General features: G+C 66.7%; 9 protein-coding genes, 6 tRNA genes and 1 other RNA gene. 7 read left to right on the top strand and 9 right to left on the bottom strand.

Annotated elements, in window-relative coordinates:
* Window positions 1-15: 15 nt before the first annotated feature.
* Window positions 16-114, top strand: an RNA gene (gene ffs / locus BM115_RS01270) — signal recognition particle sRNA small type.
* A gap of 158 nt (window positions 115-272) precedes the next feature.
* Here the strand turns inward: ffs and BM115_RS01275 are convergent.
* From BM115_RS01275 to BM115_RS01285, 3 genes are all read right to left on the bottom strand, one after another.
* Window positions 273-3,833 (bottom strand): UvrD-helicase domain-containing protein, encoded by a 3,561-nt coding sequence (locus BM115_RS01275; protein ID WP_092289737.1) that lies wholly within the window; start codon window positions 3,831-3,833, stop codon window positions 273-275.
* Window positions 3,830-6,763 carry a PD-(D/E)XK nuclease family protein gene (locus BM115_RS01280; RefSeq protein WP_092289739.1) on the bottom strand — a complete coding sequence of 978 codons (2,934 nt, stop codon included), beginning with the start codon at window positions 6,761-6,763 and terminating at the stop codon, window positions 3,830-3,832. Before BM115_RS01280 ends, BM115_RS01275 begins: the two co-directional genes overlap by 4 nt.
* Before the next feature lie 138 nt (window positions 6,764-6,901).
* Window positions 6,902-7,180 carry a hypothetical protein gene (locus BM115_RS01285; protein WP_092289741.1) on the bottom strand — a complete coding sequence of 93 codons (279 nt, stop codon included), beginning with the start codon at window positions 7,178-7,180 and terminating at the stop codon, window positions 6,902-6,904.
* Between the two features lie 438 nt (window positions 7,181-7,618).
* Here BM115_RS01285 and trxA point away from each other — a divergent pair, with 438 nt between their 5' ends.
* From trxA to BM115_RS01315, 6 genes are all read left to right on the top strand, one after another.
* Window positions 7,619-7,957: a thioredoxin TrxA gene (trxA, locus tag BM115_RS01290; RefSeq protein ID WP_092289743.1), complete on the top strand. Its 339-nt coding sequence runs from the start codon at window positions 7,619-7,621 to the stop codon at window positions 7,955-7,957.
* A gap of 188 nt (window positions 7,958-8,145) precedes the next feature.
* A complete protein-coding gene (gene rho / locus BM115_RS01295) occupies window positions 8,146-9,408 on the top strand; it encodes a transcription termination factor Rho (RefSeq protein ID WP_092289745.1) in 1,263 nt (420 codons plus the stop codon).
* Window positions 9,409-9,495: 87 nt separating this feature from the next.
* Complete coding sequence (locus tag BM115_RS01300; RefSeq protein WP_092289746.1) at window positions 9,496-10,347, top strand: M90 family metallopeptidase; 852 nt, start codon at window positions 9,496-9,498, stop codon at window positions 10,345-10,347.
* A gap of 195 nt (window positions 10,348-10,542) precedes the next feature.
* Entirely contained in the window at window positions 10,543-10,803 is a 261-nt protein-coding gene (locus tag BM115_RS01305; protein WP_092289748.1) for a type B 50S ribosomal protein L31, read from the top strand.
* Between the two features lie 133 nt (window positions 10,804-10,936).
* Window positions 10,937-12,721 (top strand): ArnT family glycosyltransferase, encoded by a 1,785-nt coding sequence (locus tag BM115_RS01310; protein WP_092289750.1) that lies wholly within the window; start codon window positions 10,937-10,939, stop codon window positions 12,719-12,721.
* An 83-nt stretch (window positions 12,722-12,804) separates the two neighbouring features.
* Complete coding sequence (locus tag BM115_RS01315) at window positions 12,805-14,154, top strand: MATE family efflux transporter (RefSeq protein ID WP_092289752.1); 1,350 nt, start codon at window positions 12,805-12,807, stop codon at window positions 14,152-14,154.
* Between the two features lie 79 nt (window positions 14,155-14,233).
* On the opposite strand, the gene BM115_RS01320 is transcribed toward BM115_RS01315, so the two are convergent.
* The 6 genes from BM115_RS01320 to BM115_RS01345 all read right to left on the bottom strand — a co-directional run bounded on the left by BM115_RS01320 (window position 14,234) and on the right by BM115_RS01345 (window position 15,132).
* A tRNA-Asp gene (locus BM115_RS01320) sits at window positions 14,234-14,310 on the bottom strand.
* Window positions 14,311-14,379: 69 nt separating this feature from the next.
* Window positions 14,380-14,455 (bottom strand) — tRNA-Glu (locus tag BM115_RS01325).
* Between the two features lie 105 nt (window positions 14,456-14,560).
* Window positions 14,561-14,636, bottom strand: a tRNA-Ala gene (locus tag BM115_RS01330).
* Between the two features lie 191 nt (window positions 14,637-14,827).
* Window positions 14,828-14,904, bottom strand: a tRNA-Asp gene (locus BM115_RS01335).
* A gap of 69 nt (window positions 14,905-14,973) precedes the next feature.
* A tRNA-Glu gene (locus BM115_RS01340) sits at window positions 14,974-15,049 on the bottom strand.
* A 7-nt stretch (window positions 15,050-15,056) separates the two neighbouring features.
* Window positions 15,057-15,132, bottom strand: a tRNA-Ala gene (locus BM115_RS01345).
* Window positions 15,133-15,317 lie beyond the last annotated feature (185 nt).

Below are 15,317 nucleotides of genomic sequence, written 5' to 3' on the forward strand. Positions count from 1 at the left end.
ATACAATGCCGGTCGGACGGGCCTCCTCGCATGGTGGCGCGGTCAACCTGGTCAGGTCGGGAACGAAGCAGCCACAGCCGTTTTCCATCAGTGCCGAGGGTCAGGCTCGTCCCCCATATTCTTTTGCTGCATTCCTTCGCGGCACATCTTCGTAGCCGTTCGCGTTACACGTCACACACTCCCCGCACAATCAGGCAACAGCGTCGGCAACGCCCTGCAATGCCGCCTATTCTGCTCCCATTTTTCGATTGGGGGCGCATGCCCCCAATCGCTCAGAACAACGACCCCTGCTGCATTGCCGGAACCGGCGCGCGCAAACTGCCCGCGTCGATCCACTCCCCGGCCGCCGTGGCCACGCCGGCCTCGATGCGCTTGCCGGGGAACATCGGCCCCACTGCCGCCACGTAGCGCGCGAGTTGGGCGCCATAGGCGGCATGTTCCTGCGGCAGCAAACGCAGTTTGTAGTCGATCACGACCACGCGGTCGGTGAATTCCACGAGTCGGTCGATCCGCAGCAGCCGGCCGCGCCCGTCGTACAGTTCCACCTCGTTGCGCGACGATAGCGCCGCTTCGGGGAAGAACAGCGGGCGCAGCGCCGGTGCGGTCAGCATCGTGCGGACGTCGGCCACGGCCGCTTCGGCCTGGGCCTGCCAGCGTTCGCGCGCCTGCGGCGCCCCGGCGCCGGTCAGCGGGAACCAGCGCATGACCGTGGGCACGTCCGGCAAGGCGCCGAAGGCTTCCGGATAGCGCGTCACCCGTTCCAGCAAGGCGTGGACCAGTTCGCCATGGGCCGCCGCTGCGGCGTCGAACACCACCGTTTCTTCCTGGTCTTTGTCGTCGAACTCATCGAATTCGTCAATTTGCGGGAGTGGCGCCGCGTCGCGATAGCGCAGGCGGAAGTCCGCGTAGCGCACGCGCTCGCTCACTGGCGTCAGCGCGGCATCGCCTGGGGCAGCTTCGGTTTCCGGGTAGCCGTCCACCGCTTCGCCCACGCCTGCCGCCGCCAGTCGCACGTACCAGCTACCCGCGATCTCGGCCGCCGCGCCCTCTTTCTCGGCCTTGCTCGCACGGCCCTTCACGCCGCTCACCAGCAAACCCTGTTGGGCGCGCGTCATCGCCACATAGAGCAGATTCCAGTTCTCGCGCTCGGCCAGCGCCGCTTCGGCCTCGAACAGGGGCTGGCGGGCCCGGCCGCGCTCGCTGCGCTTGCCGTAGGCCGAGAAATGCCGGGGCACCGGCGACTCAGGCGGCCAGTCAACCAGAATGCCGCCACGGTCCGCCGCCGGGTCGCTGTGGTTCGCGTCGAGCAGCACCACGAAGGGGGCCTCGAGCCCCTTGGCGGCGTGAACGGTCAGGATATGCACCGCATCAAGCTGGCTTTCGCCGTCATCTTCCGGCTCCGCCTCGCCGTCCTCCACGCCTTCGCCCATGCCGCCCTCGTCGGGGCTCTCGTCCTCGTCGCCGCGCCGAATTTCCTGCAACTCGTCGATAAACTTCGGCAAGCTCGGATAACGACCGCCATCGAGGTCCAGCGACAGCTTCAGGAAGGCGTCGAGATTGGCCAGCACCTGCTCGCGGATGGCGGCTGGCGCGGCCTCGGCGTAGCGGCGGCGCACCTCGCCCGCATCATAGATATGGTCGATCAGGTCATGCACGGGTCGCTGTGGCGCCAGCGCGAGCCAGGCGCGCAGCCGGGCCACGCCGCCACGTAGCGCATCGGAACATTCGGGCGGCACGCCCACCGCGTGGATGCGCGCCCACCAGCCGCCCTCGCCTTCCAGGCCGGCCAGCAGCAGCAGGTCATCGTCGGTGGCGCCCACCAGTGGGCTCTTGAGCACGTGCGCGAGGTCGAGGTCGGACTCCGGCGTCATCAGGAAGGCGAGCAGCGCGGAGATGTCGAGCGCCTCCAGCGTCGCCAGCAGGCCGCCCCGGCGCGGACTCAGGCACGGGATGCCGGCCTCGCGCAGCGCGCGCTCGTAATCGGCCAGATGGGTCTTGCGGCGCACCAGCAGGTGCATGTCCCGCCAGCAGGCAGGCCGCGTGGTGTCGCCTTCCCGCACGGGCACGTGGTCGCGCACATGGTGCAGCCAGGCGGCCACGCGCCGGCCTTCTTCGTAGCGCAGCGAATCGCCCTGCCGCGTGCGCGGCTGGGTCAGCGTGTCGCGGTGGGATGGGGCGTCAGCCGGAACCTCGGCTTCGTCCTCAGCCGGCTCCTCGACCAGCGGCAGCAGCCAGACCGGCCCGCCGGGCTCGCGCAGCGCCGTGGTCTGGGTCTCGTACAGCGGATAGCGGCCCTCGGCGCGCGCATGGTCGAACACGGCGTTGACCCAGTCGAGCACCTCCGGACGGTTACGCCGCGTGCGATTGGTCCGCAGTACGGTGGCGCCGAAATCGGCCTGCAGCATGGCGCTCGCCGCGCCGAACAGGCGGGCGTCGGCGCGACGGAAACGGTAGATCGACTGCTTTGGATCGCCCACCAGGAAGACTGTCGGCTTCTCGCCCAGGCCCTGGTAGCCGGCCAGCCAGCCCTGCAGGATCCGCCACTGGAGCGGATTGGTGTCCTGGAACTCGTCGAGCAACAGGTGCTTGTAGCGCGCGTCCAGCCGCACCTGGAGGTAGGTGGCGGTCTCCTCGTCGGCCATCAGCCGGGCGGCGAGCCATTCGAGATCCGCAAAATCCATCGCGCGCTGGTCGTTCTTGTAGCGCTGGTAGCGCTCGAGCAGGGCATCGCCGAGTTGGTACAGCGCGAGGTTGATGGCCAGCACGGCGGCCTCGCAGCGGCGCGCGGCGATCTCGTCGAGCCGGGCGCAGTGTTCGGCATGGCGGGCTAGCAGATCGTCCACGGCGGACTCGCCGCCCGCGGCCTTGACCAGCGCCGTGGTGCGACGCATCGCACGTGGCTCGCCCGCCGCCGTGAAGAACGCCGATCGCAGGCGGTGGAAGGCTTGCGCGGCGGCGTCGCCGGGCGCGCCGCCCGCCTCGCGCCAGGTGCGGATGGCGGTCAGGCCGTCGATCATCCGGGCAGCATGGCCGTGCTCGGTCTTGCCGCCCTGCCCTAGCAGTTTTGCGAGGGCCGTGCAGTCGTCGAGCCATTCGCCCTCGCAGAGCGCCTCCACCAGTACGTCCGCCGTGGCATCGTCGCCGAGGTGTTCCGCGAGCATCGTCGCCGGGTCGCCAGCCTCGCGCATCGCAAACCATTCGCTGCGCGCGTGGAACATGCGGTCCAGCAGGCTGCGCGCCTGGAAGTCGCCGATGGCATCGACCAGTTGTTCGTACGATGCCCGCAATTCGGCGAATTGGGGCTGGGCCAACGCACGCCAGAACGGCGCCCAGGCTTCCCGCTTCATGCGCAGGGCGTCTTCCCGCAGCGATGCGCCCGGCACGATGCCGGAGGCCAGCGGTGCGCCACGCAGCAGCGTGCCGAACCAGCCGTGGAAGGTGTCGATGGCCATGCGCCCCGGCGAGGCGAGCACCTTCGCGTGCAGCCCGCGCGCACGCGGCAGCGCGGCCCGGGCGGCGTCCGGGGTCAGGCCACGCATGGTCAGGGCGGCCAGCACCTCGGCGTCGGTGCCGCTGGCCAGTTGCGAGAGCACTTCCAGCAGGCGCTCGCGCATCTCCTCGGCGGCCTTGCGCGTGAAGGTGATCGCCAGAATCTCGTGGGGGGCGGCGCCGGCCAGCAGCAAGCGCACCAGTCGCGCCACCAGCAGCCAGGTCTTGCCGCTGCCGGCGCACGCCTCCACCACCACCGAGCGGGCGGGGTCGCAGGCGGCGCGCGTGAAATCGGCCTCTTCGATGGGGTGCCCATCGCGAAGGTAGGCGTGGACGTCGGTCATGACTGCAGATCTGGCAAGGCGGTGGATTCCCAGAAGCCCTTGCGGCACAGGCCGCGGGCTTCGCAATAGGTACAGGCGGCGGCGTCACCGAAGGCCGGCAACTTGGCGCCGGTACGCAGGCGGCCCACATCGTGGCGCAGCTGGCGCTCCAGCCACGTGACGGCGGCGGCGAAGTCGGGCAGTTCCACTTCGCGCTGCGCGGCGGCGGCGCTGTCTTTCCCGCCGTGCTTCACGCCTTCCAGCGCGACCCAGCTTCCCGCCACTGCATCGGCGCGCAGCAGGCCGTAGAACGGCAGCTGGCAGTCTTCCTCGGCATCCCCGGCCTTGCGGCGCAGGCGGCTGGCCGGCTGCGTCTTGTAGTCGAGCACCGCGTGCGCGCCATCCGGGCCCTTGTCGAGCCGGTCGATGCGGCCCGCCAGCCGCAGCGGCAAGCCGTCCGGCATCGCCACATCCACGCTCACGTCGAATTCGCCGGCGCGCCACAGCCAGCCCTCGGCCTCACGCGCGGCCTGCCAGTCGATATAGGACGGCAGCACCTCCAGCCAGCGGCGGTAGTAGCCGATGGCGTTGCCGTCCTCGGCCATCAGCGCGCCAAACACGGTGTCGGAAATCTGGCGCAGCCGGGCCAGCCGCCGCGCGGCGTCCTGTTCGTCGGCTTCGGCGATTTCGGCGTGGTATTGCAGCAGCACGCGGTGTAGCAGATTGCCGATATCGCGCTTCTCTAGGTCGTCATTTACCGCCTCAAGACCGGCCAGCCCGAGCATCCGCGCGGCGAAGAACTGGTACGGGCAGCGCCGCAGCATGTTGTACGCCTGCGCGCTCCAGCGGGCGGGCACGCGCTCGGGGGCGGTCGGCACCGGCATATAGCCGGGCTGGGCGAAGGTGTCGTGCAGGCGCGGGGCGATGCTGGCCTCGATCGGCGCCCCGGCGCGCGCGCAGCACGCCGACAGTCGCTCGATCCAGCCCGACACGTGGTGCGGCTCGCCCCGCCCCCCGAAGCGCTGCCAGGTCATCACCACGTCGTCGTTGTTCAATAGCACTTCGGCCAGATCGCGCGCCTGCTGGGCGAAGCGCGCCTCGCGGTCTTCGAGCGCCAGTTCGCGGCGCATCTGGTTCGAGAAGAACATCAGTTCGGCGGCGCTGGACGGCAGTTGCGCATCGTCGCAGCCGACGATCACCACGCCGTCGAAGCGCCGCATGCGCGCGCCGTTCAGCGGCAGGATCGTGATGCGGGACGAACTCTGCGCGGACGGCTCCTTGTACGCCACCGATTCGAGCAAGGCGGACAGCATCGCGCGGAATTCCTGCTGGCTCAGCGTGGCGTGGGCGCCGGTCTCGTCGTCGGGCAACTCGGCCAGCCGCGCGAGGGCGTCGAGCATCTGCCGGCCGGCGTCGTCGGCGGCGAGGGGCGTGCGCATATCGAGCGCGTCCAGCGTGGCGTCGAGCCGCTCCAGCCAGACCGTCAGGGGCTTCTGCGCCAGGCCGCGCGGCCACGCGGCGGCCTCGTCGGCCAGCGTGGCGATCAACGCGCGCGCGCCGGCGCGGGTGGCTTGCTGGGCCTCGTCGGCGTCCATCGTCTCGGCATCGACCAGCGTGGCGTTGGCGCGCCGCTCGGCAAACAGATGACGCAGGCGCGCCCAGCCGCCGGTGATGGCTTCGCGGCGAATCTGGCGTTCCATCAGCGCGATGGCGCCGCCGCGATGGGCAAAGCCGGGCAGGCAGAACGGGCTCTTGAGCAGGTCGAGCAGCGCGGCGGTGTCGCCATCGCGCGCCAGGACGTCGAACCAGCGCATCAGCGCGGCGGCCGCCCGCGTGGTGGAGAGCTTCCAGCCGGTTTCGTCGCGGACCGGCGCCCCGGCGCGGGCGAGCAGCGCGCGGGCCCGGCGGGCCACCACGCGGTCATGCGCGACCAGCGCGACGTGGCGGCGGCCTTCGTTGAGCCATTGCACGAGTTGGTCGGCGGCGGCGGTCGCCTCGTCCTCGAAGCGCGCGCTGCCGACCACGCGGATGCGGGGGCGATGTTCGGGGAGCTGATCAGGCAATGCATTTTGCGACTGACGGGTCAGGGAATCGTCTGACGCATCAGATTCGTCTTCGTCTGCCACTGCATCGATCCGCCGTGCCTCGGGCCACAGTGCCAGCAGCGTGCCGTACCAGTCGGGCGTGGCCTCGGCATCGTGCGCGCCGCCGGACCAGTCGTAGCCCACTTCGAGCGTCGGCACCTGCTCGCCAGCCTGGGCGAGGAAGCGGGCCTCGACGGGTTCGGGCGGCGTCGGGCCAATCCACACCACTGGGCCGGCCACCTGCTGCGCCAGCCGCTGCAGGGCGCGGCGCCGGGCTGGCAGCGGATCGTCCGGACCGGAAAGCATCTGCCAGAACGCCAGAACAATCTGCGCCTCCTGACCAAGAAATTGTTCCGACAGGTGCGCATAGGTGCGTTGCAACGCGCCCTGGAGCAGCGCGGCGCGATCCTCGCCATCGATATCGTCATCGTCGCGGACGGCGGCGTCCTCCAGCCAGCGCGCGCTCAGTTCGTCGCTGATCGACAGCAGCGTTTGCGCCAGCCCCCAGGCGGCGCCCTCGGTCTGGGCGCCGAACGCGCGGCGCAGCCAGTCCTGTTCGCGGATGGCCTGCTGCACGGCCAGCAGGCGCGCGGCATGGCTGCGCACCGGCCTGGGCTCGGCTTCCAGGTCGGGCGGGAGGTCCAGCAGCCAGTGGCCCAGCGTCAGCACGCGCGGCAGCAGCCGGGGCGTGCCGGCGGTGCGCGCGGCGGCGTCGAGCGCCAGCCTGACACCCGGAATCTGCGCGGCCGTGGGCACGACCACGTGTGCGCCGGCGGCGGCCGGTCCGCAATGGTCAAGGAAATACCACGTCGCGGTGGCGGCCTGCTCAAGGAAGGCGGGGCCGGGAGAAAACGAAAGCCGGGTCATGGATGGCGCGCCCGACCGCGTCGGGTCAGGCGCAAATGGGGGCACGGGGCCGTGGCGCGCCAGGGCGCCACGGCGTAGTCAGTCAAGGAAATACGATGGCGTTGGCCGGGGCCGCCCGGCAGCCCGGGCGGGCGCGGGTCAGTGATCACCGCGCTCCAGCCGCGCACGCAACTCGCGGGCAGTTTCGAGCAACCCTTCGTAGCCGGAGCGGGCGTGCTCGGGCAGGTCCGGATCGCCAACCAGCGTGCCGAGCGTCTCCATCACGCTGTAGACGAGCCCACGGGCCGCGCCAGTGGCAATGCTGTTGGTCTCCACCGCGCTGTTCAGGTGCGCCAGGGCGTCGCTCAGGTGATCCACGTCCGGTGGCGTGTCGGGCAGATCGTCGGCGGGATCGGGCTTGCGGGGATCGGCAGTCATGGTCGGTGGCCTTGTGGTGCCTGCGGGGTTGGCAATCCATATCATTCTACGCGCGCGGCCGGTCGGCCGGCATGGGGAGGATTCTCAAAGTGCTTTTCAGGTCATGCCGGATACCCTTATTGGGGGAATTCCCCGGGCACAAAGATAATCCATTTGAGTACTGGATAACCCGATGCCGATTGAGCGATTCTCTTGCCGCGATTAACACAATGTTGAGCAGGTATTACCGCGCAGGGGCACAATTGCACCTGTCCCCGGCCCTGTCGGCACCCCGTTCCGAGGGGGTATTGAAATTCGGCAAGCTGGTAACATATCGACATCAACGGCACGACCTGTCTGACCTGACTGCCTCCGGCGCCATCGCAAACCGATCGCCGGATTCTCGTGTAAGGTAGCGGTCAGCCTTCAACATCAACTGAGCCCCAGAGGTTTCACGCCATGAGCGAACAAATCAAGTATGTGAGCGACGCATCGTTCGACGCCGACGTCCTCCAGTCCGACAAGCCCGTCCTGCTGGACTTCTGGGCCGAGTGGTGCGGTCCGTGCAAGATGATCGCCCCGATCCTGGACGAAGTGGCACGCGATTTCGGCGACAAGGTGCAGATCGCCAAGATCAATGTGGATGAGAACCAGCAGGTGCCGGCCAAGTTCGGCATCCGTGGCATTCCCACGTTGATCCTGTTCAAGGAAGGCAAGGTTGTCGCCCAGAAGGTTGGCGCCCTGTCCAAGTCGGACCTGACCGCGTTCCTGAAGAACAACGTCCCGGCCCTGGCCTGACGCCAGACCCCGCGGCCAGCCCGGCATGGCTGGCTGCGGCACCGCATGATCCGGCTTCGCGTGCGCCAGCTCTGGCGCGCCGGCCGGATTGTGCTAAGATGCCATCAACAACTTCCCCGAGCGTTCGCTCATTCTTTCCCCCTTCCCTTTGGTCTCGCCCGTCCGGGCCACTTCTGTACCCCTCGTCTATGCACCTGACAGAACTCAAATCGCTTCACGTGTCTGCGCTTCTCGAAATGGCGGCAACGCTCGAGATCGACAATGCACAGCGGATGCGCAAACAGGAACTGATGTTTGCGATCCTGAAGAAGCGCGCCAAGATGGGCGAAACCATCTACGGAGACGGCACGCTGGAAGTCCTCCCCGACGGCTTCGGCTTCCTCCGCTCGCCGGAAACCTCGTACCTGGCCAGCACGGACGATATCTACATCAGCCCTTCGCAGATCCGCCGCTTCAATCTCCATACCGGCGATTCGATCGAAGGTGAAGTGCGGACCCCGAAGGACGGCGAGCGCTACTTCGCGCTGGTCAAGGTGGACAAGGTCAACGGGCAGGCGCCCGAAGCGGTGAAGAACCGCATCATGTTCGAGAACCTGACGCCGCTGCATCCGAACCGGCCGCTCCAGCTCGAACGTGACATCCGCGCCGAAGAGAACATCACCGGCCGCGTGATCGACATGATCGCCCCGATCGGCCGTGGCCAGCGCGCGCTGCTGGTGGCCTCGCCGAAGTCGGGCAAGACCGTGATGCTCCAGCACATCGCGCATGCGATTGCGAACAACCATCCGGAAGCTGACCTGTTCGTGCTGCTGATCGACGAGCGCCCGGAAGAAGTTACGGAAATGATGCGCTCGGTGCGCGGCGAGGTGGTGGCGTCGACCTTCGACGAACCGGCCATCCGTCACGTGCAGGTGGCCGAAATGGTCATCGAGAAGGCCAAGCGCCTGGTGGAACTGAAGCGCGACGTGGTGATCCTGCTGGACTCCATCACCCGTCTGGCACGCGCCTACAACACCGTGGTGCCGGCCTCCGGCAAGGTGCTGACCGGCGGTGTGGACGCCAACGCCCTGCAACGCCCGAAGCGTTTCTTCGGCGCCGCGCGTAACCTGGAAGAAGGCGGTTCGCTGACCATCATCGCCACGGCGCTGATCGAAACCGGCAGCCGCATGGACGACGTGATCTACGAAGAGTTCAAGGGCACCGGCAACATGGAAGTGCACCTCGAGCGCCGTCTGGCCGAGCGCCGCGTCTACCCGGCCATCAACCTGAACAAGTCGGGCACGCGCCGCGAGGAACTGCTGATCAAGCCGGAAATCCTCCAGAAGATCTGGATCCTGCGCAAGTTCATCTCCGACATGGACGAAGTGCAGGCGATGGAATTCATCCTCGACAAGATGAAGCCGACGAAGAACAACGCGGAGTTCTTCGACATGATGCGCCGCGGCGGCTAACCGCCCCGGTAGTGCATCAGGCAGGAAAGGCGTACCCTTGGGTGCGCCTTTTTTGTCTCTGCCAATCGATCCGACGACCCTCCGCCCATGTTCGGCAAACTGACCAGCTACCTGCGCTCGCGCTCACGCGCCCGCAAGCTCGAGCACTACGCCATTCCGGACGACCTCTGGACGCGCACCGTGGCTGCCCTGCCCTACGTGCAGCGCTACGGCGCCGAGGATCAGGCCGCGCTGCGCGAGCTGGCCACGCTGTTCATCGCCGGCAAGGAATATTCGACTGCCCACGACCTGCCGCTGACCGATGAGATGGTGGTCAGCGTGGCCGTGCAGGCTTGCGTGCCGATCCTCAAGCTCGGTATCGAGTGGTATCGCGGCTGGCACGGCATCGTGCTGTATCCGGGCGAATTCCTGATCCGGCGCACCGTGGAGGACGAGATCGGGCTGGTGCACGGCGTGGAGGAGGAGGCGAGCGGCGAGGCGTGGGAGCATGGTCCCGTCATCCTGTCCTGGCAGGACGTGAGCACGCCCGGCGCCGGGCTCGATTCCGACCACGCGCTGCCGGCGGACACCTACAACGTGGTGATCCACGAGTTCGCCCACAAGCTCGACATGCTCGACGGCGAGCCCGACGGCGTGCCGCCCTTCTCACGCGTGCTGCATCCGGGCGTCGATGCCGAACAGTGGGCCGAGGCGTTCCTGAGCCAGTACGATGCCTTCGCCGATGCCTGCGAGGCCGTACCGGACAGTGCATGGAACCACCCCGAGCGGCTGCCGCCCCGGCTGCGGGTGATCGACCCCTACGGATGCGAGGCGCCCAGCGAGTTCTTCGCAGTGGCGTCCGAGGCATTTTTCGTGGAGCCCGAAGGCCTGCGCCGGCATTGGTCTACGCTATACGAAGCGCTGGCCACGTTCTATCGTCAGGACCCGGCCAAAAAATGACGCAAAATGCACTTCCGAACACCCGACGACATGGTCACAGCCGCGCGCGTATTGTTGTCCAAGCGCTTGTCTTTCTGGCATAATCCCGGTTTGCCCGTTATCGGCAAGTGGTTCGCTCGTCGCAAGCATTCGTCATCCGATGCACGCACGCGGCAGACATGAGCGGACTGGCTACCCAACCTGAAAGGAAGCACCATGAAAGAAGGCATTCACCCGAATTATCGCGAAGTCCTGTTCCACGACGTGTCGAACGACTTCAAGTTCGTGACCCGCTCGACGATCCAGACCAAGGACACGATCGAACACGACGGCAAGACCTACCCGCTGGCCAAGATCGAAGTGTCGTCGGAATCGCACCCGTTCTACACCGGCACCCAGAAGATCATGGACACGGCCGGCCGCGTCGAGAAGTTCCGTCAGAAGTTCGGCAGCAAGCTGAGCACGATGAAGAAGTAATCTCGCGGAGCCGCGAGCATGCCGCGCACGAGGGAACAGATGCTCCCGCCGCGCGCGACCTGACAAAGAGGCAGCATCGGCTGCCTCTTTGCTTTTGTGCAGCCGATTGTTGCTGCCTACGATTTCACCGCCGATGAGTCAAGCCAAGACCTCTCCCGTCCACCTGACCGCCGCCGCCACCGGCGCGCTGCCGCGCGCCCTGCTGCTGGCCATCTGCATCATCTACGGGCTGGCCGGCCTGTTCGGCCGCGATCCGTGGAAGAACGAGGATGCCGCGGGCTTCGGCGTGATGTGGCAGCTCGCCACCGGCGGTACACAGGACTGGCTGATGCCGAACATCGCCGGCCGGCCGTTCAGCGAGGACGGCCCGCTGGTGTTCTGGCTCGGCGGCATCATGATCCGGCTGTTTGGCGGCTGGCTCGGCGCCCCGGACGCGTCGCGGCTGGCCACGGCGCTGTTCTACTTCGGCACCTGCGCCTTCATCTGGTATTCCACCTACCTGCTCGGCCGACGCGACGAAGTGCAGCCGTTCGCGTTCGCGTTCGGCGGCCAGCCCGATGCGCGCTCCTATGGCCGTGCGCTGGCCGATGGCGCGCTGCTGCTGTTCCTGGCATGCGTGGGGCTGGCGATGCGCGGGCACGAAACCACGGCGCAGGTCGGCCAGGTCTGCTTTATCGCCTTCATGCTGTACGGGCTGGTGCGCAGCCTGGACAAGCCCGTGCAGGGCAGCCTCTGGTACGGCGTGGGGCTGGGCGCGCTGTGCCTGTCCAGCGGGCCGATCCTGGCCACCGCCCTGCTGCTCGCCACGGCCCTTGCCGCCGTGGCCTGCCGGCCGCTGCCCGCGAAGTGGCTGGCGGGGATTGGCCTGCCGCTGGCGCTGGCCATCGTCGGCGCGTGGATGGCGATGGTGTACCTGGGCGCGGCCGACCGCGACGAGGCTGTCACCTTCATCCGCGAGTGGGCCCGCTACGACCGTCGCACCTATGGCGGGCCGTCACTGGCCGCGGCCGGCTTCATCGCACGAAATCTGTTCCTGTTCGCGTGGCCGGTCTGGCCGGTGGCCGTCTGGGCGTGGTTGTCGTGGCGTGGCATGCGGCGCGCGGCCCACGTAGCGCTGCCGCTGTCGATGCTGACGACACTGCTCCTGTTGCTGGTGCTGCAACGCAGCCCCGGCGACGTGCAGTTCATCCTGTTGCTGCCGCCGATGGCCGTGCTGGCTGCCTTCGCATTGCCCACGCTGGCGCGTGGCGTAATCAACGCGATCGACTGGTTCGCCCTGCTGTTCTTCACGATCTTCTGCGGCTTCCTCTGGTTCATGTGGATCGCCCGCACGACCGGTTTTCCGCCCAAGATCGCCAACAACGTGTACCGGCTGATTCCGGGCTTCCAGCACTCGTTCACCTGGAGCGCGGTGGTGATCGCGCTGGCGGTGACGCTGGCCTGGGTACTGGTGGTGCGTTGGCGGCTGTCGCGTGCGCCCAAGCAGATCTGGCGCCCGGTGGTGATCTCGGCCGCCGGCACGACGCTGATGTGGGTGATGGCCATGACGCTGTGGCTGCCCGCCATCAACTACGCCAAGACCTATCGCGATGTGGCGCAAGCCGCCTCGATGGCGCTACCGTCGACCTATACCTGCGTGCAGCCGATCCGCATGGGGAATGCGCAACTGGCGTCGTTCTCGTATTACGGCCATATCCGCTTTGGCGGGCCCGATGACGGCTGCGACGTGCTGCTGCGCCACGACGCCGTGGATTACGGCCCGCCCGGCAACATTTCGCACTTCGAATGGCGGCTGGTCTGGGAAGGCCGCCGGCCTGCGGACCGGGACGAGCGCTTCCGCCTGTACCGGCTGGTCGATGTTGGCCGCGCTGCGCCGCCCCGGCCCACGGTGCCGCGCCGCCTGCCGCGCCAGCCTTAATCCTCCGCGCAGGACCCCCCTCGCCCCCCCTCACGCGCCGGACTCACGACTGAGCCGGCGCGCCATGCTTTCCGACAAGAACAATGAGCAGCGCGCTGCAAGACATTCGCCGCATCCTCCACCTCGCCGCGCCCGTCCTGGTCGGACAACTCGCGGTGGTGGCCTTCGGCGTCATCGATACGGTGATGGCCGGGCGCGCCTCCGCTACCGACCTCGCCGCCGTGGGCCTGGGCGGCTCCATCTACATCACCATCTATATCAGCCTGATGGGGGTGCTCCAGGCGCTGGCACCCATCGCCGGCCAACTCTATGGCGCGGGCCGCACCGCCGAGATTGGCAGCGAAGTGCGCCAGGCCGCGTGGCTGGGTGTGGCACTGGCCGTGCCGGGCATGCTGTTGCTGCTGTTCCCTGGGCCGCTGCTCACGTTTGCCAAGGCGCCGCCTGAGCTGGTCGAGAAGGCCTCGCACTATCTTCATATCGTGGCGTTCGGCCTGCCGGCCGCGCTGAGCTTCCGCATCTATATGGCGCTGAACAACGCGCTGTCGCGGCCGATCATGGTGACGGTGCTCCAGATCGCCGGGCTGGCGATGAAGGTGCCGCTCAACGCGTGGTTCATTCATGGGGGACTGGGGCTGGCGCCGATGGGCGGTCCGGGCTGCGCACTGGCCTCCACGCTGATCAGCTGGACCTGGTGCATCGCCGGCCTGCTGATCCTGCGCACCGGCGCCGCCTACCGGCCGCTGGCGCTTTTTGCCGGCTGGGAGTGGCCAAACTGGAGCAAGATCCGCCCGCTGCTGCGGCTGGGCGTGCCGATGGGGCTGACCTATCTGATCGAGATCACCTCGTTCACGCTGATGTCGATCTTCATCACACGACTCGGTACCGAGACGCTGGCCGGGCATCAGATCATCGCCAATCTGAGCGCGGTAGCGTACATGATGCCGCTCTCTCTGGCGATTGCCACGTCCACGCTGGTGGCCCAGTCGATTGGCGCGCGTGACTTGGCTGGGGCACGCCGGCTGGCGTGGCGCGGCATCCGCTTCGGGGCCGGGCTGGCGCTGCTGACAGGCGCCCTGCTGTGGCTGCTCCGCGAGCCGCTGCTGCAGGCCTACGCCAAGGATCCGACTGTAGTCACCAAGGCACTGCCGTTGATGCTGTTCGTCGCGTTCTATCAGGCATTTGACGCGGTGCAGGTCATGACCGCCTTCATCCTGCGCGCGTACAAGATCGCCCTGATTCCGACGTTGATCTACGCAGGATCGCTGTGGGGCGTGGGGCTGGGTAGTGGGTATGTGATGGGATTCGGCTTGATCGACGCGCTACCCGAGTGGACACGCGGCGCCGCCGGTTTCTGGTTCGGCAACAGTATCAGCCTGGCCTTGGCCGGCACGCTGCTGGTACGGTATTTCATGCGGGTGAGCAAACCCGCATGATTTAAAGGCGGGTCACGCAATGCAATAACGGGAAGCGAAGGATAAAAAAAATGCCTGCTTGCGCAGGCATTTTTAATATTGGCGGAGCGGACGGGACTCGAACCCGCGACCCCCGGCGTGACAGGCCGGTATTCTAACCAACTGAACTACCGCTCCGTGTTGGTTCGCCGCTCGAAGCTATTGCTTCGGACGACTAGCTGGACGTTTGATTACGCCCTGCTGTTTTGGCGTCCCCTAGGGGATTCGAACCCCTGTACTCACCGTGAAAGGGTGATGTCCTAGGCCTCTAGACGAAGGGGACAGAAACTTGTTGCAACGTTTCCGTCTGCGCTGCGAAGTCCGTAACTGTAACAGACTTTTCAACGACTGAGGCACCTTTTTTGCTGGGTCGGTGCCTCGAAATCCTTGGTGGAGCTAAGCGGGATCGAACCGCTGACCTCTTGCATGCCATGCAAGCGCTCTCCCAGCTGAGCTATAGCCCCGTGGTACTGCCCTTTACTACCAGTACTGCATAATCGCGTTTCAGCGAAGCCGCGATTATATTACGATTTTCTTTCGAAGTGCAACTGCCATGTGGCATTTGCTTTCGCCAAAAACCGCGAGGCGATTATCAGATAATCAACCTCTCACCCAAAGAAAAACCCGCTTGGTTTTACCCAAGCGGGTTCAGTTTTGGCGGAGCGGACGGGACTCGAACCCGCGACCCCCGGCGTGACAGGCCGGTATTCTAACCAACTGAACTACCGCTCCGTGTTGGTTCGCCGCTCGAAGCTATTGCTTCGGACGACTAGCTGGACGTTTGATTACGCCCTACTGTTTTGGCGTCCCCTAGGGGATTCGAACCCCTGTACTCACCGTGAAAGGGTGATGTCCTAGGCCTCTAGACGAAGGGGACAGAAACTTGGTGGAGCTAAGCGGGATCGAACCGCTGACCTCTTGCATGCCATGCAAGCGCTCTCCCAGCTGAGCTATAGCCCCAATGTTACTGTCATTTACTGCTTCTTGCTGTCGCGGGATTTACTACGATTCCGGCGAAGCCGAGATTATATAGCAATCCAACCGCTTTGCAAGTCCCTTTTTCGGCCTTTCAACCGATCCGCGTGGTTTTTGCCGCGCGGCAGGGAGAAGGAGATTATGCTGAAATCCCGGCCCGAGCGCAAGCC

Source organism: Cupriavidus sp. OV096, assembly GCF_900115455.1.
Classification (GTDB): domain Bacteria; phylum Pseudomonadota; class Gammaproteobacteria; order Burkholderiales; family Burkholderiaceae; genus Cupriavidus.